Genomic DNA, 23,369 nt, shown 5'->3' with positions numbered 1-23,369 from the left:
GGCGCCGGCCCGGGTGCGGGTCGTCGAGCGCAAGCGGGCCGCCGCGGAGGGGGTTCGCCTGGAGGACGCCCGGGTTATCGTCTCCGGCGGCCGGGGCGTCGGTGGTGCTGAGGGGTTCCAGATGCTGCAGAAGCTAGCCTCCCTGCTCGGCGGCGCTGTAGGGGCCTCACGGGCGGCGGTGGATGCGGGATGGGTTCCCGGCCACCTCCAGATAGGCCAGACCGGCAAGATGGTGGCGCCGGAGCTATACATCGCCGTCGGCATCAGCGGGGCGAGCCAGCACCTCGCCGGCATCTCGGGCGCCCGCCACGTGGTGGCCATCAACAAAGATCCCGAGGCGCCCATTTTCCGGGCCGCCGAGGTGGGGCTGGTGGACGACTACCGCAAGGTGGTCCCGGTGCTCATCGAACGGTTGCAGCAGGTGCTGGGCCGGACCGCTTCCCGCGCCGGGTAGGGGCGGCGGGAAGCAGGGAGCGGCCACGAGCCGCTTGCCGGGAGGAGGCGGTCGCACGGCATGCCGTCGCAGCCTGAGGTGTCGGGGGCCACGCGGGAGGTCTTCTGGAACATCCCCTTCGCCGGCCAGGTCGTCATGTACGTCCTGGCGGCCGTGACCATCGGGATCTTCTCTTACGGGGTCTTCCGGCACTGGCGGATGTGGCGCCGGGGCCAGCCTGCAAACCGCCTCGGCCCCGTGGGGCCGCGCCTCGTGCTCGTCCTGAAGCACGTCTTCGCCCACGGGCGGCTGCTCGCCGAACGGGCGGCGGGCCTCTACCACTTCGGCTTCTTCTGGGGCTTCATCGTGCTGTTCCTGGGCACCACCGTGGTCTTTGTGCACCACGACCTGAGCCTGGGAATCATGCGCGGGCCGTTTTACCTCTACTTCCAGTCTGCGGCGCTGGACGCTTTCGGGATCATGGCGGCCGTCGCCGTCGGAGCGGCCCTCTTCCAGCGCTACGTCCTCAAGTCGCCCCGTCTGCGGCAGGGCATCTGGTCGGACGCCTTCGTCCTGGCGCTTTTTGAAACGGTGCTCGTAACCGGGTTCCTGGTTGAGGGGCTGCGCATCGCCGCCACCGGGGACCCGTGGGGTTCGTGGAGCTTTGCGGGTTTCGCCGTGGCAAAGGCGGCGTTGGGCGCGGGCCTGACGGAGCCCGCGATGCGGGCGCTGCACGCGGGGCTGTGGTGGTTCCACTTCGCCCTCGCGATGACGTTCCTCGCGTACATGCCGTTCTCGAAGCTGTTCCACATCGTGCTGGCGCCGTTCAACGTCTATTTGCAGCCGCTCGAAGCGCCGGCCTCACCGCAGCCCATCGACTTCGAGAAAAGCGAACATTTGGGCGTGGCGCGCTTTTCTGGCTTTGCGTGGAAAGACCTCTTCGACCTGGACGTCTGCACGGAGTGCGGGCGGTGCACGGCCGTCTGCCCGGCCGACCTGACGGGCAAGCCGCTTTCGCCCATGCACCTCATCCTCGACCTGCGGGAGGAGATGAAGCGCACCGGCGCCGACTCGGCGCGCCTGCTCGCCGGGGAGGTCATCAAGCCCGAAACGCTGTGGGCGTGCACGACGTGCATGGCATGCATGGAGGCGTGCCCGGTCTTCATCGAGCACGTGCCCAAGATTCTCAACCTGCGCCGCTACCTCGTCATGGAGCAGTCCGAGGCCCCCGACACCATGCAGGAGGCGCTGCGGAGCCTGGAGGCCCGGGGGCATCCGTTCCGGGGTGCGACGGCAAGCCGCTCCGACTGGTACCAGGGCCTGGACGTGGTGGAGCTGGGACAGGCGGGCTCGGCGGACCAGGTGGACGTCCTTTACTGGGCCGGGTGCGCCGCGGCGTTCGACGAACGCAACCAGCGGGTGGCGCGGGCGTTTGTGACCGTGCTGAGACGGGCCGGCCTGCGGGTCGGCGTTTTGGGGCCCGAGGAGCAGTGCACGGGCGACCCGGCGCGGCGCATCGGCAACGAGTTCCTCTTCGAACAGCTGGCCCGGGCCAACATCGAGACCCTCAACCGGTACGGCGTCAAGACGATCGTGACGACCTGCCCGCACTGCTTCAACACGTTCAAGAACGAGTACCCCGCGTTTGGCGGGCACTTCAAGGTGCGCCACCACACCGAGTTCCTCGCCGAACTCGTCAGGCAGGGGCGACTTGATTCGGCCGCAGCCGGCGCCGCGCCGCGCCAGCGGATCACCTACCACGACCCGTGCTACCTGGGCCGGCACAACGGCGTCTTCGATGCGCCAAGGCAGATGCTGGGGGGGCTGGTCGGCGGCGACCTGGTGGAGATGGCGCGCAGCCGCAGCAAGAGCCTCTGCTGCGGGGCCGGCGGAGGGCGGGCGTGGGTCGAAGAAAAGGGAAGCGAACGGGTGGCAGCCGTCCGGGCCCGGGAGGCGGTGGGCACGGGGGCCGACGTGCTGGCCGTGGCCTGCCCGTTCTGCCTTCAGATGCTGGAGGATGGCGTGAAGGGCGAGGCGCCAGAAGACCGCCCGATGCGGGTCATGGATGTGGCCGAGTTGCTGGACCAGAGCACCCGGGAAATGGCCGCCTCGCCGGCGGGGGCGGGCGCCGCCGATTCCGGCGAGGGGCGGCGCAGGGCCGGCGGGTAAAGCGAGCCGGCGCAACGGGCGGTGCGGCGGCGAGAGGCAGGGAGGGGGATCGATGGCCGTCCAGGTGATGCAGCGCTCACCCCGGCGGGCTGAGGGGTGGGTTCGGCTGCGGCCGACCATCGCCCGCAAGCTGGCAGTCGGCGTGACCGTGGTCGTCGCCGTGGTGGCCGGGGGGCTGTCCCTGTTCGCCTACCAGCAGGCGGCCACGGCGGTGCGGGCGATTTACCGGGATCAGCTGGCGGTGGTGGCGCAGGGCCGGGGCCAGGCCCTGATCGATCAGGTGCAGCAGCGCCTGCAGCGGATGACGGCGCTGGCGGCAGAGGGTTGGGTTGCCGACGCCGCCAGAGGGCTGGGTTCCTCCTTCAGCGACGCAGGGGCGGCCAGGCTCAAGCAGGCCTGGGTCACGGGTAACCCCACCCCGCCGGAAGAACGCTTCAAGCAGGCCGAACTTTCCGGCGATGACACCCTTTACGGCGTCTACCACAAAGCTTACCACGCCCGGCTGCTCCAGGTCGCTCAGGAACTCGAGGCCGACGACGTGGCGCTGGTCTCTCCCGCCGGCCAGGTGGTCTTCACGTTGAAAAAGCGCGCAGATTTTGCCGCCACCGTCCTGGGAGACACGACGGATCCGGCGCTTTCGCCGCTGGCAGATGCCCTGAAGGCGGCGAGCGCGCGGCCGCCGGGCGGCGGGGCGAAGGAGGCGGCGCGTGCCGCGGCTCTCGGGGACTTCGTCCCCTATGGGCCGTCGGGCGGGAAGGCGGGGGCGTGGGCCGCCGCACCGGTTTTGAGCCCCATGGACGGTTCCATGCTGGGTTACCTGGCGGTGCTATGGCCGAACCCCGCTTTTGAAGCCGTCGTGCAGGACCGCACGGGGCTGGGCCACACCGGGCAACTCCTGGTGGCCGGCACAGACGGGCGGGTGCGGTTCAGTTCGGCGGGGCTGGCATCGGGCGGGCCGGTGCCCGTGTACCTGGCCGAACTGGTCTCCGCCGCAGCGGACGGCGAGGGGCGGCTGGATCGCAGAGTTCAGGGGCCCGACGGCGAGCCGAGGTTGGCGGTTGCGAGGTTGTTGGCCTGGCAGGGACGGCGGTGGGTGACGGTGGCGGAAGGGGCGGAGTCCGAGGCCCTGGCGCCCCTGGCGGCGTTCCGGCGGCAGATGGTGGCCGCCGGTATCGGCGTGTCGGCACTCGGGCTCGTCGTGGGGTTGCTCATCGCGTCAGGTATCGCCGCGCCGGTGCGCCGGGTGGTGGGCGCTCTCGAGGGGATTGCCCTGGGGCGCGGCGACCTGACGGGCCGGCTGCAGGTGACCAGCCGGGACGAGGTGGGAGACCTGGCGCAGGCGTTCAACACGCTCATGGGGTCGCTGCAGGCGCTGATCCGGGAGGTCGCGCAGGCCGGCACCGCCTTGAAGGGTTCGAGCGAGAGCCTGGTCGGGTCCGTCGAGGAACTGCGCCGCCTTTCGCAGCAGGTCAGCGAGACGATCCAGCAGATGGCCCAGGGCACCGAACAGCAGAGCCGCCTGGCCGGCCGCGCCCAGGAGGAGGTGCGGGCCGCCGTGGACGAGGTTAACGCCCTGGTCGGCCTCAACGAGCGCATGAGCCGGGACGCGGCAGCGGCCCTCGAGCGGGCGGGAGAGGGAGCCAGAGCCGTCGAGGCGGTCGTGCAGCAGACGGCGGCCATCGACGCCGCGGCCGGGAAGTGGGCGAACAGCGTGCAGGCCCTGGGCGAGCGCTCGTCGGCCATAAGCCGGATCGTCGAGAGCATTACGGCCATCGTCGACCAGACCAACTTGCTGGCGCTGAACGCCGCCATTGAGGCGGCCCGGGCCGGTGAGCACGGGCGGGGGTTCGCCGTGGTGGCGGACGAGGTGCGACGGCTGGCGCAGCAGGCGAAGACGGCGGCCGGCGAGATCGAGGCGGTACTGGAGGAGATCTCCCGGGAGACGAGGGCGGCGGTGGCCAGCATGGAGGAAGGCCGCCAGAGCGTGGCGGTGGGCGTGGAGGTGGCGCAGCGGGCGAAGGAACGGTTCGTCGAGGTGCGGGCCGCCATCGAGCAGGTGGTGGCGGGGATCGGCGACGTGGCCCGCACCGCGCACAGGGTAGCCGCGAGCATCAACTCGGCTGGGACGGCGGTTCAGGAGATCGCGTCGGTGACCGAACAGAGCGCGGCGGGGGCCGAAGAGATAGCGGCCAGCGCCGAGGAGCAGGCGAAGGCGGCCGGGTCGGTCGCCGCTCAGGCCGAGCAGGTGGCCTCGCAGGCGCGGCGGCTGGCAGGCCAGGTGGCCGGCTTCAAGGTGTAGGGGGAGACGCCGGCCAGGCAACTTGACAGCCGCGCTGTCAGGCGGTCAGACCACGAGAGGGGCGGGGGTTGCTCGGTGGACAGACCGCAGGGCGAGTCGCAAGAGCTGGTGCTGTACGAGAAACGGGATGGATATGCCGTCATCACCCTTAACCGCCCGGAGAAGTACAATGCGTTGAGCCTGTCGTTGCTGCAGGCGCTGGCTTCCGCTCTCGACCGGGCCGAGGCAGACGATGGCGTGCGGGCGATTGTCCTGACCGGGGCGGGCAAGGCGTTCTGCGCCGGTGCCGACGTGACGGAGATGCAACCGGTTGAGGGCGTGGCAGGGGCGCAGGAGTGGATCGGGCGGCGAGCGCCGCTGTTCGAGCGGGTGGGCGCCTGCCGAAAGCCGGTGATCGCCGCCATCAACGGCGCAGCCCTCGGGGGCGGGCTGGAGATAGCGATGCAGGCCGACATCCGCGTGGCCGACCAGAGCGCCCGGCTCGGGCAGCCGGAGATCCAGCTCGGCATCATGCCGGGCGCGGGCGGAACACAGCGCCTGGCGCGGCTCATCGGGCTGGGGCGGGCGCTCGAATGGCTCATGACGGGCGACCGCATGGACGCAAGCGAGGCCTGGCGGGTGGGGCTGGTCAATTGGGCCGTGCCCGACGGGCAGGCCCTCGCCGAGGCGGAGAAGCTGGCGCAGCGGCTGGCAAAGCAGGCGCCGATCGCGCTGCGGCTTATCAAGGAGGTCACGCGGCGGGGGCTCGACGCCCCGCTGGAGATGGGTCTGGCCTGGGAACGGCAGGCGTTTGCCGAAACGCTCGCGACGGAGGACCGGCGGGAGGGGATCCGGGCGTTTCTGGAAAAACGTCCGCCTTCTTTCACGGGCCGGTGATCCTCCGCGGCGGGCCGCACGCACGGGGGTGGACAGCAATGGCACTTGCGGCCCAGGGCGCCGAGGCCCGGGAAGTGCCCGGGACGGCGGCAGCCCTCCATCCTTACTTCCGCCCGGAGCATGAGGCGATCCGGGAGACGGTGCGCGAGGTGGTGGCACGCCACCTGAAGCCTCACGCGCAGGAGTGGGAGCGTGCTAGGGCCTTCCCCAGGACGGTCTTTCGCACGCTCGGGGAGTACGGGCTTCTGGGCCTCAGGGTACCTGAATCCCTGGGTGGGGCAGGGCTCGACTGGTTTGCGACGATTGCGTTCGTGGAGGAGCTGCACCGATGCGGCATGGGCGGGCTGCCGATGGGCGTCATGGTTCACACCGACATGGCGATGCCGCCCATCCTGCAGTTTGGCACCGAGGAGCAGCAACGGCGCTTCGTGGTGCCCGCGGTACGGGGCGAAAGGGTTCTGGCGATCGCCATGACCGAGCCATGGGCAGGATCGGATCTGGCGGGCATCCGCACCACGGCGCGCCGCACCGCCGGGGGTTGGGTGCTGAACGGCACCAAGACGTTCATCACCAACGGGGCCATCGCGGACGTCTTCGTGGTGGCCGCCAAGACAGATCCGGCCGCGGGCCGGCGGGGTATCAGCCTCTTCCTGGTGGAGCGGGGCACGCCGGGCTTTCAGACGGTTCGCACCCTTGACAAGGTGGGCATGCACTCCTCCGACACGGGAGAGTTGCTCTTCGAGGAGTGCTTCGTGCCCGAGGAGGACCTGCTGGGCCAACTCAACCGGGGCTTTTACCACCTCATGTGGGAACTGGTCGGGGAGCGCCTGGTCATTGCGGCGGGCGTGCTCGCCATGGCCCAAGAGGCCGTGGATCAGGCCGTCTCCCACGTCAACACCCGGCAGGCCTTCGGGCAGCCTATCGGGCGCTTTCAGGCCATCCAGCACCGCCTGGCCGACATGGTGGCGCAGCTAGAGGCAGCCCGGCAGCTCCTTTACTGGGCGGCCTGGCGGGTGCAGAACGGGCTGGACGCGGTGAAAGAGGTGATGATGGCCAAGCTGGTGGCCGCCCGCACGGCGTTTGGGGTCACCGACGAGGCGCTGCAGATGCACGGCGGGTATGGGTACGTCATGGAGTACGACGTTCAGCGGATCTGGCGTGACGTGAGGCTGTACCGCATTGGCGGCGGAACCGACGAAATGCTCCGGGAGATCATTTCCCGGGAAATGGGGCTGCGCCCGAGCCGGGTCGTGCGGGACGAGGCCGACTGAACGCGAACTTCCTGGGAAAGCGCCGGCTGTCGGACCGGCCGGAGGGGGCGGGAGTAGAGATGGCAGTGGCTGCGCCCGACTGGAAGCTGACCGAGGAGCAGGAAGCGTTCCGGCGGCTGGTTCGGCAGCTTGCCGAGGAGAAGATTGCGCCGCGGGCCTTCGAATACGACCGCACCGGTGAGTTCCCCTGGGACGTCGTGCAACTTTTCAGAGATCAGGGGCTTTTCAGCCTGTGCGTTCCTGAAGAGTACGGCGGGGCCGGGGCAGACCTCCTGACGCTGGCCGTGGTCATCGAGGAACTCGCCAGGGTCGACGCCACGGCGTCGCTCATCCTCGCCGTCCAGGAGCTCGGGGCGCTGCCCATCACCGTGGGCGGCAGCGACGTCCAGAAGCGGCGGTGGCTACCGGCGCTCGCGTCCGGCGAGAAGCTGGCGGCCTTTGCTTTGAGCGAGCCCGAGGCCGGGTCTGACGCGGCAAGCCTGCGCACGCGCGCCGAGCGCCAGGACGGCCATTGGGTCATCAACGGCACCAAGCGGTTCATCACGAATGGCAGCGTGGCTGACGTCATCACGGTGTTCGCCACCACCGATCCCTCCCTGGGGCACCGCGGCGTGACGGCGTTCGTGGTGGAAAAGGGGACGCCCGGCTTCTCCGTGAGCCGCCTGGAGGAGAAGATGGGCATTCACGCCTCTCCGACCGCGGAGCTCGTGTTCGACGGGTGCGTGGTGTCCGACGAGAACCGCCTTGGCGGGGACGGCGACGGGTTCAAGATTGCGATGATGACCCTCGACCGCTCCCGGCCGGGGGTGGCTGCCCAGGCGCTGGGCATCGCCCAGGGCGCCCTGGACTACGCCGTGCGCTACATGAAGGAGCGAAAGCAGTTCGGCAAGCTGCTGGCGGAGTTCCAGGGGCTGCAGTTCATGGTGGCCGACATGGCCACGCAGGTCGAGGCGGCACGGCAGCTTCTCTATTACGCCTGCCGGCTGATCCAGGAGCACGGGTACGGGCGGCTGCCACCCGAGGTGAACCGTTACGCGGCCATGGCCAAGATGTTCTGCTCCGACACCGCCATGCGGGTGAGCACCGACGCGGTGCAGCTCCTGGGCGGCTACGGCTACATCAAGGACCACCCGGTGGAACGCATGATGCGGGACGCCAAGATCACCCAGATCTACGAGGGAACCAACCAGATTCAGAAGCTGGTGATTGCCCGCAGCTACTTCGGCTAACCGAGTGCGGGGCCTCCACGAGGGGTGCGGCCTGGGCGCCGGCGGCAAGCAGCGCGCCGCCGGGCCGGGTCGCCCCCTCAGGATTGCCCTTCAGGCCGGCTGGCGAAGGCCAACGACGAACTCCCTCGCCCGATCGGTGACGGGCCGGGTGGCCAGGCTAACCGCCACGTAAAGCCCGGCCGAGATGATAAATCCCCAGACCCCCGGCCACAGGCCCAGCGGGCGCAGGTTGCCGAGCTGGGTGACCATGGTGACCGCTCCGCCGCCCAGGATGCCGGCCAGCGCGCCGGCAGCCGTGCCGCGCTGCCAGTAAAAGGTGCCGATCAGCGCCGGAACCGTCACCAGAAGGCCGGCGGACGAAGCGACCGAGAGCACGGCGATGAGCCCGGCCCGCAGATTGGCGAACAGCAACGCCAGGGTCGCAACGGCGATGATCGCGGCCCTACCGACCGCCAGCTGCTGGTGGTCGTCCGCCTGCGGCTTGAGGCTGCGGAAGAGGTCCCTGGCGACCATCGAGGAGAGCGTCAGCAGGATCGAGTTGATGGTGGAAATGGCGGCAGACGTGATGCCGATCATGGCCACGAGCCCCGTCAGCGGCGGGACGTAGGGGGACGCGAGCAGCCGGGGCGTCACGAGGTCCGCACTTGGAAGGCCGGGCATGAGCAACCGGCCGGCGAACCCCCAGATGATGGAGATGAGCGTGTAGAAGAAGCCGAACACAAGGAACCCCATCAGCATGCGCCGCATCGCGCGGAGATCCCGGGGCGTGAACAGCCGCTGCGACACCTGGGGGTTGGACAGCGCGAAGAAGAACCACGGCAGCGACAGGCCCAGGAACGTCTGGGGCGTGAAGTAGCCGTTGCCCGGGACCGCCAGCCACTCCGGCGCCTGCTGCTCGAGCTGCGAGAAGAGGCCGCCGAGCCCGCCCAGTTCACCGACCACGAACGCGGTCACCCACAGCGCGGTGGCCATCATGACCACCGCCTGCAGCGCATCGGTCCAGGCCACCGACCGCAGGCCTCCCATCCATGCCCACGCCACGGCTACCGCGGCGGCGAGCAGCAGCCCAACCTGGAAGGGAATGGCAGCCCGGCTCATGCCCTCCAGGAGCAGCGCGATGCCACTCAGCTGAACGGAACTGTACGGGATGAGGAAGATTACCGACACCGCGGCCACTACCATGCCCAGAACGCGGCTGTTGTAGCGGACCGCGAGCAGTTCGGCGGGAGAGACCAGGTGGTAGCGGTGGCCGGCGCGCCAGAAGTGGGGCCCGAAAAAGACCACGAGCGACAGCCCTGCGAGGTAGATGAGTTCAAAGCCAAGGGCGCCCACGCCGCCGCGGTACGTTAGCCCCGCAAGCCCCACCATCATGAACGCGCTGTATGTCGTGGCGGCGTAGCTCAGGGCGGATACCAGGCCGCCCAGCGCGCGGTTGGCCAGGAAGTACGCTTCCACCTTGTATGCGAGGCCCCTGCGGGCGATCCAGGCGATCAGCGTGCCGAGGAGGACGTACAGGCCAAAGGCCGCATACAGGGTTGCAGGGCTCACTGTCGGTCACGCTCCCCGCTGGACGTTTCGCCATCGGCGGCGTGGGGCCGGGCGGCCCAGGAACGGGTGAGCCACGCCACCACCCCGACGGCTGCTACTGCAAAGAGCACCCAGAACAGAAAGCTGCCGTACCAGGCCCTGACGCCGGAAAGAAGCGTGTACGGCACCACGTAGGCCAGCAGGACCAGGAGCAGCAGGATAACGGCGCCAACACGTTGTTCGCCCGACACGGTACTCTCCTCCCCCCGCCGCCCGCTTCGGACCGCGCCCCGCGACCGCCTGCCCGGAAGCCCCAACGTCAATCCGGGCCGGCAGCCTCTTGAGGCGGTGGCTGCCTTGTCAGGTGTCTTGTCATTCTCTGCTCTGTATTATAGTAAAGGGCAGGAGGTTTGCAACCCGGTGCGCGAGAGGCCAGCGTCTGCGGGGGAGGAGGCCGAGCGGGCAAGTCGCACCGCCGCCGACCGCGGCCCCGAGGCTCGCCGGCAAGCACTCGTTCACATCCTCCGGCAGTCAGGCGCCCCGGTGCCCGGCGGGCAGCTCGCCGACCGGCTGGGGGTCAGCCGGCAGGTGATCGTCCAGGACGTCACGGTACTGCGGGCCGCCGGCGAGCCGATCGTTGCGACGCCCAGGGGCTACCTGTGGGCGCAGGCGCCGCGCTCGGATCCCCAATACGCCTGCCGCCGGGTGATGGCGGTCACCCACGGCCCCGAGGACATCGAAACGGAACTCAACGCCGTCTGTGACCTGGGCGGGCGGGTGGTGGACGTCATCGTGGAGCACCCGCTCTACGGGGAACTGCGAGGGCTCGTCATGACCGCAAGCCGGGCCGACGTGAAGGAATTCGTGGCTAATTTGAAGGCAAGCGGCGCGGCCCCTCTGCTCACGCTGACGGGCGGGCCACACCTGCACACGATCGAGGCCCCTAGCCAGGCGCGCCTGGACGCCATCGCCGGGCGCCTGCGCGAACTCGGCTTTCTCATGGAACCTTAGGTGCCGGGCTGCCCGCTCACAGGCCGGCGAACCAGAGAGATACGGTAACGGTACCTGTCGCCGCGGTACGCGACGCGCCTGAACTCCACCGGTGTCCCGTCTGCAAGCCGGGTGATGCGCCGGATCAGCAGGACGGGCTGGCCGACGCGGATGCGCAGGCGTTCGGCCTCGCGGCGGCTGGCCGGTGCTGCTTCAATGGTTTGTTCACCGGACGCCACGGAGAAGCCCACTGCTTGCAGGGCTGAGTAGATGGTCTGACCTGGCTCGGCAGCCAGCACCATGCGGCCTGCCGCGCCCGGCAGGAAGCTGTCGTCGGCGAAGAGCGGCTGCCCGTCCAGCAAAACCACCCTGCTGATCTCGACGACCTCCGCGCCGCTCTCCAGGCCCAGCGCCGTGGCCACCTCCGCGGTGGCCGGAAGCACCCGGCTGCCGAGCACCTTCGCCTCGAAGTTGAGGCCCTGCTCCGCCAGTTCCTCGGTGAACCCCTGAAGCCGGGCAAGCGTTGCCACCACCGGTCGGTGGGCAACGAAGGTGCCTTCCCCGTGGCGCCGGAAGATGAGCCCGTCCTCTTCCAGGGCGTCCAGCGCCTCCCGCACCGTGGTGCGGCTGACGCTAAATAGCCGGGCGAGTTCCCGCTCGCCTGGAAGACGTTCGCCCGGTGACCACTGGCCGGACTCGATCCGCTGCCGCAGGGTGTTTTGAAGCTGGTAGTAGAGTGGCAGGATACCGCCCTTCAGGATGCCCGGCGCGAGGGTGTCGCTCAACCCCGCCATGGCCGCCTCCTTCACGCCCATCATTATCGCACAGGAAGGTGCGCCGGCAAAGTTGGACCGGTTCTGCCGCCCCAGAGGAGGAGGCATAACCGCCGGCGAACCCACACGCGCCACGAGGTTTTCAGGCCGGTCACGGGGGGCGAGCACACCGGACATGGCAGCCACCGAAATGGCGGCCCGGTGCCGCACCGGCGCCGAGGCCATCGAACGCTTCATCCGGCCCGCGACGTTCCCGCTGGCAGTGCGCTTCGCAAAGAGCGGCGACATCCCGGAAGGCGCCCGCCACCCCGTCCGGGACATGGGGGTGCGCATCACCATCTGCCAGGCTATCTCCATAGCCCGGCGCTATGGCTGGACGGTGGCGCTGGACGGCGAGGACCTCTCCTGCCCCATCGCGGCCGTGGCCTTCGGCTACCGGCCGGCCGTCGCCTACTACCGGGAGGGCCACCTGGCGCAGGGTATGTACAACGAGACGCTGGAGGCGGGCGCCCGCAGCGAGGCAGCCGTCCCCAAGGCCCCCGAGGGCGGCTATGGCGCCGTGGTGGTGGCTCCCCTGGCCAAGGGTGCCTTTGAGCCACAGATCGTCCTCGTGTACGCCAACCCGGCCCAGGTCATGCGCCTCGCCGCGGCCGCTCTCTGGAAGCGCGGCGGCGTCCTGCACGCGGTGGTCAACCCCAGGGCCGATTGCGCCGAGGAGCTGATTCGCACGCTGCACGAGGACGACTACCAGGTCATCCTGCCCTGCTACGGCGACCGTGTCTTCGGCCACACCCAGGACGACGAGATGGCCTTCGCCATGCCGTTCCGGCTCCTCGATGAGCTGGTCGAAGGCTTGCAGGGCACCCACAAGGGCGGCGTCCGCTACCCGATTCCCGACTACGTGCAGTTCCAGGCGCGATTCCCGGCAACCTACCATGAACTCGAGCGCCGGTTCAACGAGGGGGCCGGCAACAGGATCACCACTGACTGACGGTCGGTCACTGACTGACGGTCAGTCGGCGCGGAACCCATCGCCAGGGGTCGACAGTGGCGGCAGTGTCCTACGCTCATAGGACAGTCGAACACAGCCTCACGGCAAGGGGACGGGGTTGCGGTGGCTGCCATTGAACCTTTGGCCTGACCAGGTCGTACGGGAAAAAGCGCGGCATCGTGGACTCAATCCTGCAGGTGCGGCCGGGCGAGATATCCGGCTTCCTGGGGCCCAACGCGCCCAAGTTGATATCCGCCTTGATGTGGCTTGCAGTAACGTGGCAACAGTGGCTTCCTCGCCACTGGATGTCGTGGCCGCGTGCTGGGGAAATGCGGGATGGGATGGCCGTGGCAAGTATGTTCGCGGCTGCTCTGGCTGCCTCGGTCGTGCATGCGGTGGCGGCCCTCCGCCCTGCAGTGCAAAGGTTTCGCTTCTTGGGCTGGTAGCAACTGGAGCCGGGGCATCGGTCTGGGCATGGGGAAACTACGAGATGTTCTTTGCTGAGCTTCAGGAGAGGCTCGGCCCGATTGGCTCGGTACCGTGCGCGCAAGGGAAGATCGGTCTTGTCCTTCGGCTCAGGATGTCTCGCTCGATGTTATCCAAAGACTTAGAAGAGGCCAAGCCCAAATGTGCCCAGAGGAACGTCCCGCTCCGGACAAATGAGCAATAAGGCGGGCATGCCTCTGACCTTCAGGTCCAGTTCTATGTGGGAGCGGAGATCACGCGCTGCGGTTATGGACGAAGATGGTTGCCACGCGTTACCTGCCTGTAGTACCGCCAGGATGTCAACCCGGCTTGACAGTCTGCGAGCTAGCGGACGCAAAACCGTCTGTTTCAAACGATTCCTTTAGCTCGGTGTCTCTGCCCCGAACGTAAACAAGTGTTGCGCGGGTCCAAGCCCACTCGATTTCTATGCCATCGAGACGGGTAAGCCGCAGTGCCGGTACTTGCTCTCCGGGCTGCAGTTCGGTTGCTACACCAGCAGGGAGCCGCGATTCCGGGCTTCTTGGGAGGGAGGAGATCACCTCACGACGCCCCGTGTAGACGCGGAAGATCTTCCACCGCCCTTGCTCCTTCCGCAGGAAGTACACCTGTTCTGCGACCTCGCTCCGTTGCGAGGCTGGGTTTCCTGAAGGAATCAGAACGGCCTGGTACGAGCCCACGACGAAGGCATACTTATCCCCTGAGAGGTATACTTGCTGAGCTACCGGGGTGATGCGGACGTCTGCCTGTTGGGCGGCAAGGCGTTCCGCGAGCTGTTCGGGTTCTGTTCCAAAAAAAGCTACGGGGATGAAGGAGGGGTCTACTACCTGTAAGATCGCATCTGCATCTTTTTTTTCGATAGCAGCGAAGTACTGTTGAAGGGTTGCCAGCGCTTCACGTTCATCGTCCCCTGATGCGAAGGCCATAGTGCCTTGTCCACACATTATGATGATGGCAACGAGCCACAACACGATAAGCCCTATCGCACCCTCTCGCACCGGGACCCCTCCCTCACTCAAGCCTCTTGCCTCAGGAACATGCAAATGGGTTTGTCGAATCGCACTCATAACCCCCATATCGGCACCTGCTGGTACATGTCTCGTCCTCCGATACCCGGACGCATTCCGTACGCCGTTCCCCGGTTAGATGGTCCACACACTCGTAACAATCGTATGTCACGTAGCGCCTCAGACAGGGACCACTCGAATAGAATGTTCCACACCAAGCAAGGTTACACGAACACCCGGTCGTGACCTGTTTCTCGTAAGAGAACGTGCACTCGTCGGATACGACTTGAGGGCGAATACTTGATTGAGAAGCAACTGTTACAAAGCCGGCAGGGATGCTCTGTCGTGTTCCCTTGAACGCATTGCATTGACCTAAATTAGCTTGTTGAAGATTGACTTTTCTCGGTCTTCGCCCGAGTGTGCACGGGCGATTAGACCTGCAAGTCTTGAGGGATCCGAGAGAGTGTCGGCAACATCCGAGTCGACTTCTGGCAGGCACTTGGAGACCGCGTTATACGCCAGTGCCCGTTCACTGTCGCGCCTGATGATGCGGTTGTAACGGGACGCCACGTGCCTCTCCTCGCATGACACAAGGTACCACCTCTGATGGCGTCGCCGCAAGTGGTGTTGGCATGATTGACACGCGCGGTTGGTGGGGGTGGGCCGAGCATTTACATGGGCCTCGAGCCTGTTATGGTGTTTGGTCGGCCCCGTTCTGCGTACCACCTGCATGGGCCCGGCACCCTACCGGAAGCCCGCACAACTGTATGCGACGCACGCTGCTGTCCTTGACGCCACCCCTGCGCTTCCAGCAGATAGGCCGAAAGGGAGGTCGACGGTGCCACGCTACTGGGGGCTGGACCTGCACAAGCGCTACGTGCATGCGTGTGAATGGGTGACGGCGACACAGAGAGAGCGGCTAACCCCGTCGAGCTGAAGCGGCTCGGGTCGACAGCTTGCAGATGAGCCGCACCCGAGCCTGCAACCAGGCCCGGGCCGTGTTACGCCGTCACGGCATCCATCTGCCCTCCCGGGCCGACCTACCAGAGCACTTCACTGAGGCGCACTGGCGAGCACTCCCGGGCGGGGACCGGGTGATTCTGGCCAGCGCGGCGGCGCACACCATAGCTCGGGAGGTGGACAGGTCGACCCCGTCGGGTCCCCAGTGGCATCGAGATCTCCTGGAACAGATGACGCTGGAGATGCGTCCCGTTCGGCCCGCTGTGACGCCCGATCTTGCGCCCCTCAGCGAAGAGTGCCGGCCATCACTTGACGCGCCGCCCGCAGCCGCTGCCAGCGTTCGGCGCTCAAGGGCCTGTCGAAGCTGCGCAGCTCGGCCAACCGAAAGCCGTGGCGGCGCGCCAGTTCCTGCATCCACCGGATGGTCTCGATGGTGAGATCCGACCCGAGGCTCGTGTGCTGGTAGTGGTGTTCCAGGGCCAGCATCATGGTCTCCGACATGCAGGCGAAGGCCAGGCCCTGCTCGTAGCCGAAGTTCCACCCGAAGTCCGGCCGCCCCGGCACCTCGATGACGCCACCGTCGATGACCAGCACGTCCGGGCGCTCGGCGTCGACCCGGCGGCTCACGTTGGGCGGGCGGGACATGTCACACACCACCGCCCCCGGCGCCAGCATCTCGGGGGTCACCAGCTCGTCGGCCGAACTGGTCGCGATGACCACCAGCTGCGCCTGCGAAAGCGCCTGCACCGCATCGGTCGTGATGGTCGTGGAGAGGGCCGGGTTGCCGGCCTGAACGGCTATGTGCCCCGCCTCGGTGGCGACCGCCCGCAGCCGTTCCAACGCCCGCTGCCCCGATGCGGGGTTGCCGACGAGGTGCAGTTCGGCCACGTGCGGGGCCAGCAGCAGCGCCGTCGCCCGGCCCACCGAGCCGCCGGCGCCCACCACGGCCGCTCGGGTTGTGCCGACGTCCAGCCCGAGCCGGCGGGCGCCCTCCATGAGCGCCTCGATGGCGGCGGCCACCGTGTAGCTGTTTCCGGTGGTCAGGGCCACCCCCATGTCGGTCAACTGCAGCCCGCCTCGGGACGCGATGGCCGTGTAGGCGCCGAGCCCCACGATGCGGGCTCCCCGGTCCCGGGCGAGTTCAACGGCGCGGCGGATCACGTCCAGAACTTCGCGCCGCGGTTCCGTGAGGATCTGCCGGGTTGTGCGCGGCACCACCACGAACTCCCCGTAGACGGTGCGCCCGGCCGCCGAGACAAACCGCGTGCGCCCGATGACGAAGGGTTCGAGCAAGGGGTTGAACTGGTCCGCGAGGCGGTCGAGTTCGGCGTGCGAGAGTTCGGCTAAGGCTTCGTCGAACTCGTGGTAGTTGTCCAGGTCGAGCGGGTGCACCAGGAACGCGAACCGCCCCTCGCCGGGGTCACCCGACGGGTGGGGAGGTTCGGCCGGCGCTCGGAGCGGCGACGGGGCGGGTGCTGCCGGCGCCACGTGGGCAGCGCCGTTGCTGGAGAACTCCACCGGAGCAGGGGCCTGTAACTCCATTTGAGCGCCAGCGCTCTGATGCGCTCCGTCCTGCGCCGGCAGCGGGGGCCGGTCAGAAACGAAGTGGCGCAGCAGGGCCGCGGTGCGGCCCTTCGCGGCGAGCGCCACGGTGCGCTCGATGGCGGCCAGCGCCAGGTTGCACTGTTCCTCGGAGATGATGAGCGGCGGCTCGATGCGGATGACGCTCTGGCCGTTGAGCGTCGGGGCCACCCGCACGCCTTCCACGTCGAGAAGGTAGCTGGCGAGCACGGGGGTGAGCAACTCCTGCTCCGACATCACGGGGAGCAGCGTGCCGGGGCTGCGGCCAGCGAACGCGCCATCCGGCACGGCAAAGTCGATGCCGAGCATCAGCCCCCGTCCCCGAACCTCCCGGATGACGTGCGGGTAGCGCTGCGCCAGCGCCTCGAGGCCCTGTTTGAGCTGCTCGCCCCGGGCCCTCACGTGGCGCAGCAGCGCGCCCCCGTCCCGGGTGAGCAGGTCCAGCGCCGCAAGGCCCGCCCGGCACGCCAGGGCGCCGCCGGCAAAGGTCGAGGAGTGCTTCATGGCGAACGGCTCGTTGTACGCCGCCTCGTCTGCCAGGCAGACGCCGATGGGCAGGAGTCCCCCACCCAGCGCTTTTGCCACCGTCATCACGTCCGGGGCGACGCCTTCTGCCTGGCAGGCGAACAGCTCGCCCGTTCGCCCCAGGCCCGACTGGATCTCGTCGAAGACGAGCAGCACGCCGAAGCGGCTCGTGAGCTCCCGGGCGGCCCGCAAGTAGCCCGCCGGCGGCACCACGATGCCGCCCTCGCCCTGGATCGGCTCCAGAATCAGCGCGGCGTACTGCTCACCTCTTCGAGCAAGCGCCTGATCGAGCGCCCCGATGTCGCCGTACGGGATGAAGTCGAACCCCTCCACCGGCGCGCCGAAGGGCTCCTGGTAGGCGGCGCGCCCCGTGGCCGACAGCGCCCCCAGTGTCTTGCCGTGGAAGCTGTTGTGCGTCGCGAGGATCCGCCTTCGCCCCGTGGCAGACCGGCACATCTTGATAGCCGCCTCCACCGCCTCGGCGCCCGAATTGGTGAAGGTAACGTAGCGCAGGCCTTCGGGCGCCAGCTCTACGAGCCTCCGGGCCAGCTCGCCCGCCGCCTCCAGGAAGGAGGGCTGGACGAAACTGGGTTCTCGCCGTGCATACGCTTCGGTCAGCGCCTGCCAGATCTCCGGCGGGTTGTACCCGAAGGGCAGTGCCCCGTAGTTGGCGATGAGGTCAAGGTGGCGCCGTCCATCGGCGTCCCACAGCCACGCCCCCTCGCCCCGGACGAACCGCTTGTCCATGCGCAGCCGCGATAGTAACTGCGCCAGATGCGGGTTGACGAATCGGGCAAACGGATGGGCTTGTGCAGACAGGAGCGTGCTGTCAGCCATTGCTTGCCTCCCAGGCTGGCGTTGGGCCCAAAGGCGGCGGCCGCTCGGCGTCCGCCCGCCAGAGCCCGTTGCGCACGGCTTGTGCACGAATCTGTGCACAAACCATGGTGTCATTATAGCCATCCCGCGCCCGGAATACAACCTTGCAACACCTTGCCGGGGCCCTTCCACCTGGGGTACCTTAAGCACGTAACCTGAGAGGGGGTCCTACTTGCTCGACGCGCTGCCTCACAGCGAGGCCTGGCTGTGGGTGCCTTTCACCATCATGGTGGTCACCGCTCTGGCCGTCGACCTCGGCATCTTCAACCGGAAGGCCCACGCGCCTTCGACCCGCGAAGCCGCCATCTGGTCGCTCGTTTGGATCGGGCTGGCCCTCGCCTTCAACGGACTGGTCTACGCGTGGCTCGGCCGCGAGCGTGCCCTGGAGTTCCTGGCTGGGTACCTCGTGGAAAAGTCACTGAGCGTGGACAACCTGTTCGTGTTCCTCATGATCTTCGCGTACTTCGGCGTTCCGGCCGAGTACCAGCACCGGGTGCTGTTCTGGGGCGTTCTCGGGGCGGTGATCATCCGGGGCCTGTTCGTCGTAACGGGCGCGGCGCTGCTGTCCACGTTCCACTGGGTCGCGTACATCTTCGGCGCGTTCCTGGTCTACACGGGCTTCAAGATGGCCGTGCAGAAGGAGCGCGCGGTAGAGCCGGACCAGAACCCCGTTTTCCGCACCGTGCGCCGGTTCCTTCCCGTGGTGTCGGAGTACAGAGGACAGGCCTTCTTAGTGCGGGAACAGGGCCGGTGGCTCGCCACGCCGCTTTTTTTGGTGCTGGCCTTCGTCGAGCTCACCGATGTGGTCTTTGCCGTCGACTCGGTGCCGGCTGTGTTCGGCGTAACGTCGGACGCGTTCATCGTCTACACGTCCAACATCTTCGCCATTCTGGGGCTGCGGGCGCTCTACTTCGTGCTGGCCGGGATCATGCCGGCGTTTCGCTACCTCAAGTACGCGCTATCGGCCGTCCTGGCGTTCGTTGGCGTCAAGATGCTGCTGAGCGACATCTACCACGTGCCCGTCTCGGCGTCGCTCGGCGTCATCTTCGGGCTACTGGCGCTCGCCGTCGGGGCCTCCATACTCGTGCCGGCGCCGCAGCGCAAGGCGGGGCCGCACGAGGAGCCCGAGATGGCCGAGAAGACCGCCTGAGGCGGGGCGGGGGACAGGGGCAGCGTCCTGTGCCCCGCCCGCGCGTGGTAACCTACGCCTGACCGGGGCGGGTGTTGCGGGGCCGGGGCCCCGGCAGCCGCTCCCCGTACGGCATCGGGACGTATTGAACCGTCGGCCGCCGCTGGGCGGGCTGCGGGAAGAGGTCCATCAGTTCGTAGACCTCGGGCGGCATGTCGTCAGAGACCGGCAGCCCCAGCTCCCTGGCCTGTTCGAAGGTGATGGGGTAGTCGTGCGTCCACTGCCCGGTACCCAGGCTGTCCGCCAGGCGTTCGGCCTTCTCCTGGGGCATGCCGTTGGCCGTGGTGAGGCGCATGACCAGTTCCCGCACCTGCGCGAGGGCCTTATGGGCCGTCTGGGCCAGGATCAGGGTCTGGTCGTCGATCTCGCTGATGGGCTTCATCTCCAGCACCTTGAGGATGTCGGCGGCGGCGTAGCCGCCGATCTGCGGGTCGACGGGGCCCAGGACAGCGTTCGGGTCCATGACCACTTCGTCAGCGGCCAGTGCGAGAAGCGTGCCGCCCGACATGGCGTAGTGCGGGATGAAGACCGTCACCTTGCCGGACCGGTTGATGAGGGCGTGCGCGATCTGCTCGGCCGCCAGCACGAGCCCGCCCGGGGTGTGCAGGATGAGGTCGATGGGCATATCGGGAGGCGTCAGCTTGATGGCGCGCAGGATCTGCTCCGAGTCGTTGATGTCGATGTAGCGGGCGATGGGAATGCCGAGGAAGCTCACCGACTCCTGGCGGTGGATGAGCGTAATGACCCGGCTGTGGCGCCGCAGCTCGAGCCGGCGGATGGCGCGCAGGCGCTGGCCCTCGAGGCTCCGCTGGCGCAGAGCCGGTGACAGGGCGGAGAACAGCAGGAAGATCCAGAACACGTCGAACAGGTTGAATGCCATGCGCCGTCGTCTCCCCAGGCCTCTGGCGGGCTCGAAGGATGTCGGTAGCTCCCGGGCGAGATTCGCTCTGACCCGGACAGGCACCTGCCACGGGCTTGCCTCCGGGGCCGGCGAGCCGGGGGACGGAGCCGCGCCCATCAGCGAGCGGTTGCTCCGGCGCCTGCGGGAAGCAGGCCCGGGCCGGGGGCCGCTCACGCTGGGCGACGTGGTGGATCTGACCCGGGAGCACGGCTTTGGGCTGCTCTTCGTGGCGCTGGCGCTCCCGACGCTGGTACCGGTGCTGCCGCCCGGGACGGCCGCTTTCATCGGGCTGCTGTTTGCCGGGCTGGGGCTGCAGCGGGCGCTCGGGCTGACGCACCCGTGGCTGCCGGCGCGGATGCGGCGGTGGGCGCTGAGCCCGCAGGCAGCGAAGTTCATGGAAGAGCGGGTGATCCCGACCCTGGCCCGGCTGGAGCGGAGTTCCAGGAGGCGGCTGCGGGTGGCGGCCAACGAGCCCCTCTTCCGGGCCGCCGCGCTTGCCATCACGCTGCTGGGCCTGCTGATGCTGGCGCCCCTGCCGTTCTTCAACACGCTGCCGGCGCTGGTGGTGCTCGTGCTGGGGATCGGGTTTCTCCGGCGTGACGGCCTGTACATCATCGCCGGCACGGTCATCGGCTACGTGCTGGCGGCCATAGTGGTCGGCTTGCTGGTGGCCGGGTTGACGGCCGTGTTCTCGGGATGGCTCGACCGGGTCTGGCACACCCGGCTGTAGGGATTGTGACGGGGGTAAGGGTGCATGGCCGCTTCCTCATCCATTCCGGTTGTGGTGCTCGACGGTGACGAGACGGGGCAGGAGTTGCTCGAAGAAGCCCTGAGGGTGCTGGCGCCCTCGGTCACGGGCCTCCCGCTGGAGTTCGTCCATTTCGACCTGAGCCTGGAGAACCGCCGCCGCACCCGCAACCGGGTCGTGCTCGAGGCGGCCAAGGCCATGGTGCAGGCGGGTTTGGGGCTGAAGGCGGCCACCATCACCCCCGAAGGGAAGGACGACGTGGGAAGCCCCAACGCCACCCTGCGGGCGGCTATCGACGGCAGCGTCATCGTGCGGACCGGGCGCGTGATCCCGGGCGTCCGGCCCATCGCCGGCGTCAATGCACCCATCAGCGTCATCCGCATGGCGGTGGGGGATGCCTACGGCGCCCGGGAGTGGCGGGAGTCGGCAGGGCCGGACGAACTCGCCTTCCGCACCGAAAGCATCAGCCGCCGGGTCTGCCGGGCGGTGGCGGAGTTCGCGTTCTTGCAGGCCGCGCGCCTCGGGGGCAAGGTGTTCGGCGGCCCCAAGTACACGGTGAGCCCCATCTACGAGGGGATGCTCAAGGAAGAAATGGACGCGGCCGCCGCCCGCCACCCGGACGTTGCGTACGAACCGCAGCTCATCGACGCCACTTACGCCTTGCTCCTGTCCCACACGGGCGAACCCCTGGTGATCCCCACGCTGAACCGCGACGGCGACTGCCTGAGCGACCTGGTGCTGCAGATGTTCGGGACCATCGCGGGCTCGGAGTCGCTGCTGCTGTCCATGGACGACCAGCTCCGGGTGAAGTGCGTGATGGCCGAGGCGCCGCACGGGACGGCCCCCCGCCTGAAGGGCAAGAACGTTGCCAATCCGCTGGCCATGATTCTGGCAGGGGCAGCCCTTCTGAGCTACCTGCCGGGCGGCGCCGGGCAAAAGGCGTCGCGGGCCGTCTACGAAGCATCGCTCGAGGCCATCCGGGCAGGCTGCCGCACCGTGGACCTGGGCGGGCAGGCGTCCACGACGGAGTTCACCGACGCCGTCATCGACCGGGTGAGGGCAAAGCTGGAAGTCTGGGAAACGCTGCGCCTGTAAGGGGAGCAGGGCGGCAGGACGTCGGGCACCGCGTCTGGTATATACCACTCCGGGCGGCCCCGGGCCGGCGATTCTGCCCCGTGCCGCCGGTTGACATTTGCGATAGGAGTGGACGAAGACAGGTGGCCTATTCCGCCATTGACCCCGGACAGTTGCAGCAGTGGCTCAGCATCCCGGCCGGCGAACTGCCCTCGCACCCCCGGGCACGCATCCGGCTCCAGGTGCTGCCAAAGCCCGAGGACGTGCACCGGCACTTCGCCCAGAGCATCTTCGACGAGATCGAGCAGAACAACCGCACAGGGCGCCCCACGCGCCTCATCGTCCCGTGCGGCCCCCGCGAGCCGTTCCCCATCCTGGCGCGCATGGTGAACGAACGCCGCCTGAGCCTGAGGGACGTGCACCTGTTCCACATGGACGAGCACCTTGACTGGCAGGGACGGCCGTTTCCGCTGGACAGCCCGTGGAGTTTCGAGGGGTGGTGGCGGCGCAACTTCTACGACGTGGTCGACCCCTCGCTCAACGTTCCCGAGTCGCAGCGTCACTTCCCTTCGCCGTTCCGGCTGGACGAAATGGGCGAGGCTATCGAGGCGGCGGGCGGCATCGATACGGCGTACGGCGGGATCGGCTTTCACGGGCACATCGCTTACAACGAGCCGCCCCTCTGGCCCTGGCCCGTCGTGACGGCGGAGATGTTCAGGCAGTCCACGACCCGGATCGTCTTCCTCAACCCGGATACCATCATCGCCATGGCCCAGCGGGAGGCCGGCGGGGCGGTGCAGCTCGTGCCGACCATGGCCGTCACCATCGGGATGCGGGAGATCCTGTCCGCCCGCCGCATTCGCCTCTACAGCACGACGGGCGCCTGGAAGCAGACGGCGCTGCGGGTGGCGCTGTTCGGGCCGGTGACGGTGGAGTACCCGGTCACGTTCCTGCAGGAGCACCCCGACGCCCTGATCGTCGTCGATCGCTCAACGGCGGAGCCGCCGCGCTTCGAATACTGAGCCCGTCGAGCACGAGTGCCGCGAAGGGCTCCAGCCGCTGGCGTTCGCCCCGCGCAGACGCCGTCAGCGCAGGGACGGGCGCCCGGCCGGTCCGCCGTAAATGCGGATGATGCCGCTGCCCCGTCGGTCTTGCGGGGGAGGTGCCGGAGGCGGTGGCGGTGGCGGCGGGGCTGGCGACACGACCCAGAAGGCCGTCCAGGCGGCCGCCCATCCCTCACCGTGGGCCCGCAGCATGCCCTCGACCTTGGCCTTCACCTCGGGGCCGTTCTTGCCAAGTTGGGGGAACGGCGAACGCACGAAGGCCGAGGCCGGCGTCAGGTCCTTCAGAGGGGTGCGTGTGGCGATGATTTGCAGGTACTCCGCACCCGGCGGGCCCGACACGATGAGGCTATACGGCCGGCCCGGGATGGTGTGCGTGCCGGCGTTGACGTGGTTGTCCATCTCG

At 68.3% G+C, this 23,369-nt stretch carries 20 protein-coding genes and 1 pseudogene; 14 read left to right on the top strand and 7 right to left on the bottom strand.

Annotated features, from left to right (window positions below; genetic code table 11):
- From AB1609_01290 to AB1609_01265, 6 genes are all read left to right on the top strand, one after another.
- Positions 1–454, top strand: a 454-nt coding sequence (locus tag AB1609_01290; GenBank protein ID MEW6045107.1) for an electron transfer flavoprotein subunit alpha/FixB family protein, incomplete at its 5' end; no start/stop codon positions are given.
- Between the two features lie 60 nt (positions 455–514).
- The gene (locus AB1609_01285; GenBank protein ID MEW6045106.1) at positions 515–2,602 is read left to right on the top strand and encodes a heterodisulfide reductase-related iron-sulfur binding cluster; all 2,088 of its coding nucleotides are present in this window, start codon (positions 515–517) and stop codon (positions 2,600–2,602) included.
- Positions 2,603–2,654: 52 nt separating this feature from the next.
- Entirely contained in the window at positions 2,655–4,901 is a 2,247-nt protein-coding gene (locus tag AB1609_01280) for a methyl-accepting chemotaxis protein (GenBank protein MEW6045105.1), read from the top strand.
- Between the two features lie 75 nt (positions 4,902–4,976).
- Positions 4,977–5,777: an enoyl-CoA hydratase-related protein gene (locus tag AB1609_01275; protein ID MEW6045104.1), complete on the top strand. Its 801-nt coding sequence runs from the start codon at positions 4,977–4,979 to the stop codon at positions 5,775–5,777.
- A gap of 38 nt (positions 5,778–5,815) precedes the next feature.
- The gene (locus AB1609_01270; GenBank protein MEW6045103.1) at positions 5,816–7,048 is read left to right on the top strand and encodes an acyl-CoA dehydrogenase family protein; all 1,233 of its coding nucleotides are present in this window, start codon (positions 5,816–5,818) and stop codon (positions 7,046–7,048) included.
- Between the two features lie 59 nt (positions 7,049–7,107).
- Positions 7,108–8,277: an acyl-CoA dehydrogenase gene (locus AB1609_01265; GenBank protein ID MEW6045102.1), complete on the top strand. Its 1,170-nt coding sequence runs from the start codon at positions 7,108–7,110 to the stop codon at positions 8,275–8,277.
- A gap of 90 nt (positions 8,278–8,367) precedes the next feature.
- Here AB1609_01265 and AB1609_01260 read toward each other — a convergent pair whose 3' ends face one another.
- On the bottom strand, positions 8,368–9,825 hold the full coding sequence (locus tag AB1609_01260) for a sodium:solute symporter family protein (protein ID MEW6045101.1): 1,458 nt from the start codon (positions 9,823–9,825) through the stop codon (positions 8,368–8,370).
- Positions 9,822–10,055, bottom strand: a complete 234-nt coding sequence (locus AB1609_01255; protein ID MEW6045100.1) for a hypothetical protein — start codon at positions 10,053–10,055, stop codon at positions 9,822–9,824. Before AB1609_01255 ends, AB1609_01260 begins: the two co-directional genes overlap by 4 nt.
- Positions 10,056–10,224: 169 nt before the next feature.
- Here AB1609_01255 and AB1609_01250 point away from each other — a divergent pair, with 169 nt between their 5' ends.
- Complete coding sequence (locus AB1609_01250; protein MEW6045099.1) at positions 10,225–10,815, top strand: transcription repressor NadR; 591 nt, start codon at positions 10,225–10,227, stop codon at positions 10,813–10,815.
- On the opposite strand, the gene AB1609_01245 is transcribed toward AB1609_01250, so the two are convergent.
- Complete coding sequence (locus tag AB1609_01245; protein MEW6045098.1) at positions 10,812–11,579, bottom strand: GntR family transcriptional regulator; 768 nt, start codon at positions 11,577–11,579, stop codon at positions 10,812–10,814. The genes AB1609_01250 and AB1609_01245 overlap by 4 nt on opposite strands.
- A gap of 163 nt (positions 11,580–11,742) precedes the next feature.
- On the opposite strand from AB1609_01245, the gene AB1609_01240 reads away from it, so the two are divergent.
- Both AB1609_01240 and AB1609_01235 read left to right on the top strand, forming a co-directional pair.
- A complete protein-coding gene (locus AB1609_01240) occupies positions 11,743–12,558 on the top strand; it encodes a DUF169 domain-containing protein (GenBank protein MEW6045097.1) in 816 nt (271 codons plus the stop codon).
- Positions 12,559–12,737: 179 nt separating this feature from the next.
- Positions 12,738–13,004, top strand: a complete 267-nt coding sequence (locus AB1609_01235) for a hypothetical protein (protein MEW6045096.1) — start codon at positions 12,738–12,740, stop codon at positions 13,002–13,004.
- Positions 13,005–13,343: 339 nt separating this feature from the next.
- Here the strand turns inward: AB1609_01235 and AB1609_01230 are convergent, their stop codons facing one another.
- Positions 13,344–14,039, bottom strand: coding sequence for a nuclear transport factor 2 family protein (locus tag AB1609_01230; GenBank protein MEW6045095.1), 696 nt, complete (start codon positions 14,037–14,039; stop codon positions 13,344–13,346).
- A gap of 971 nt (positions 14,040–15,010) precedes the next feature.
- Between AB1609_01230 and AB1609_01225 the strand changes: the two are divergent.
- Positions 15,011–15,277: pseudogene (locus AB1609_01225) on the top strand (hypothetical protein).
- 16 nt (positions 15,278–15,293) lie between these two features.
- Here AB1609_01225 and AB1609_01220 read toward each other — a convergent pair.
- Positions 15,294–17,951: an aminotransferase class III-fold pyridoxal phosphate-dependent enzyme gene (locus tag AB1609_01220; protein MEW6045094.1), complete on the bottom strand. Its 2,658-nt coding sequence runs from the start codon at positions 17,949–17,951 to the stop codon at positions 15,294–15,296.
- 211 nt (positions 17,952–18,162) lie between these two features.
- Between AB1609_01220 and AB1609_01215 the strand changes: the two genes are divergently transcribed.
- A complete protein-coding gene (locus tag AB1609_01215) occupies positions 18,163–19,140 on the top strand; it encodes a TerC family protein (protein MEW6045093.1) in 978 nt (325 codons plus the stop codon).
- A 52-nt stretch (positions 19,141–19,192) separates the two neighbouring features.
- Here AB1609_01215 and AB1609_01210 read toward each other — a convergent pair whose 3' ends face one another.
- The gene (locus AB1609_01210; protein ID MEW6045092.1) at positions 19,193–20,059 is read right to left on the bottom strand and encodes a hypothetical protein; all 867 of its coding nucleotides are present in this window, start codon (positions 20,057–20,059) and stop codon (positions 19,193–19,195) included.
- Here AB1609_01210 and AB1609_01205 point away from each other — a divergent pair.
- From AB1609_01205 to AB1609_01195, 3 genes are all read left to right on the top strand, one after another.
- Positions 20,058–20,810 (top strand): exopolysaccharide biosynthesis protein, encoded by a 753-nt coding sequence (locus tag AB1609_01205; protein MEW6045091.1) that lies wholly within the window; start codon positions 20,058–20,060, stop codon positions 20,808–20,810. The two genes, AB1609_01210 and AB1609_01205, sit on opposite strands and share 2 nt — an antisense overlap.
- A gap of 24 nt (positions 20,811–20,834) precedes the next feature.
- Positions 20,835–21,923, top strand: coding sequence for an isocitrate/isopropylmalate family dehydrogenase (locus tag AB1609_01200; GenBank protein MEW6045090.1), 1,089 nt, complete (start codon positions 20,835–20,837; stop codon positions 21,921–21,923).
- Positions 21,924–22,045: 122 nt separating this feature from the next.
- Complete coding sequence (locus AB1609_01195; GenBank protein MEW6045089.1) at positions 22,046–22,924, top strand: hypothetical protein; 879 nt, start codon at positions 22,046–22,048, stop codon at positions 22,922–22,924.
- Positions 22,925–22,987: 63 nt separating this feature from the next.
- Here the strand turns inward: AB1609_01195 and AB1609_01190 are convergent.
- Positions 22,988–23,369: hypothetical protein (locus tag AB1609_01190; GenBank protein MEW6045088.1), on the bottom strand; the 382-nt coding region annotated here is incomplete at its 5' end.

It is taken from the genome of Bacillota bacterium, from assembly GCA_040754675.1.
Taxonomy (GTDB): domain Bacteria; phylum Bacillota; class Limnochordia; order Limnochordales; family Geochordaceae; genus Geochorda.
The sequence above is the reverse complement of the archived record's forward strand: the minus strand, read 5'-3'. Positions and strand labels throughout refer to the sequence as shown.

What these genes read in the sequence shown, in the direction of transcription:
- AB1609_01285 (MEW6045106.1), top strand. Translation starts at nt 515, where the DNA reads ATGCCGTCGCAGCCTGAGGTGTCGGGGGCCACGCGGGAGGTCTTCTGG.
- AB1609_01280 (MEW6045105.1), top strand. Translation starts at nt 2,655, where the DNA reads ATGGCCGTCCAGGTGATGCAGCGCTCACCCCGGCGGGCTGAGGGGTGG.
- AB1609_01270 (MEW6045103.1), top strand. Translation starts at nt 5,816, where the DNA reads ATGGCACTTGCGGCCCAGGGCGCCGAGGCCCGGGAAGTGCCCGGGACG.
- AB1609_01265 (MEW6045102.1), top strand. Translation starts at nt 7,108, where the DNA reads ATGGCAGTGGCTGCGCCCGACTGGAAGCTGACCGAGGAGCAGGAAGCG.
- AB1609_01240 (MEW6045097.1), top strand. Translation starts at nt 11,743, where the DNA reads ATGGCAGCCACCGAAATGGCGGCCCGGTGCCGCACCGGCGCCGAGGCC.
- AB1609_01220 (MEW6045094.1), bottom strand. Translation starts at nt 17,951, where the DNA reads ATGGCTGACAGCACGCTCCTGTCTGCACAAGCCCATCCGTTTGCCCGA.
- AB1609_01205 (MEW6045091.1), top strand. Translation starts at nt 20,058, where the DNA reads ATGCGCCGTCGTCTCCCCAGGCCTCTGGCGGGCTCGAAGGATGTCGGT.
- AB1609_01210 (MEW6045092.1), bottom strand. Translation starts at nt 20,059, where the DNA reads ATGGCATTCAACCTGTTCGACGTGTTCTGGATCTTCCTGCTGTTCTCC.
- AB1609_01200 (MEW6045090.1), top strand. Translation starts at nt 20,835, where the DNA reads ATGGCCGCTTCCTCATCCATTCCGGTTGTGGTGCTCGACGGTGACGAG.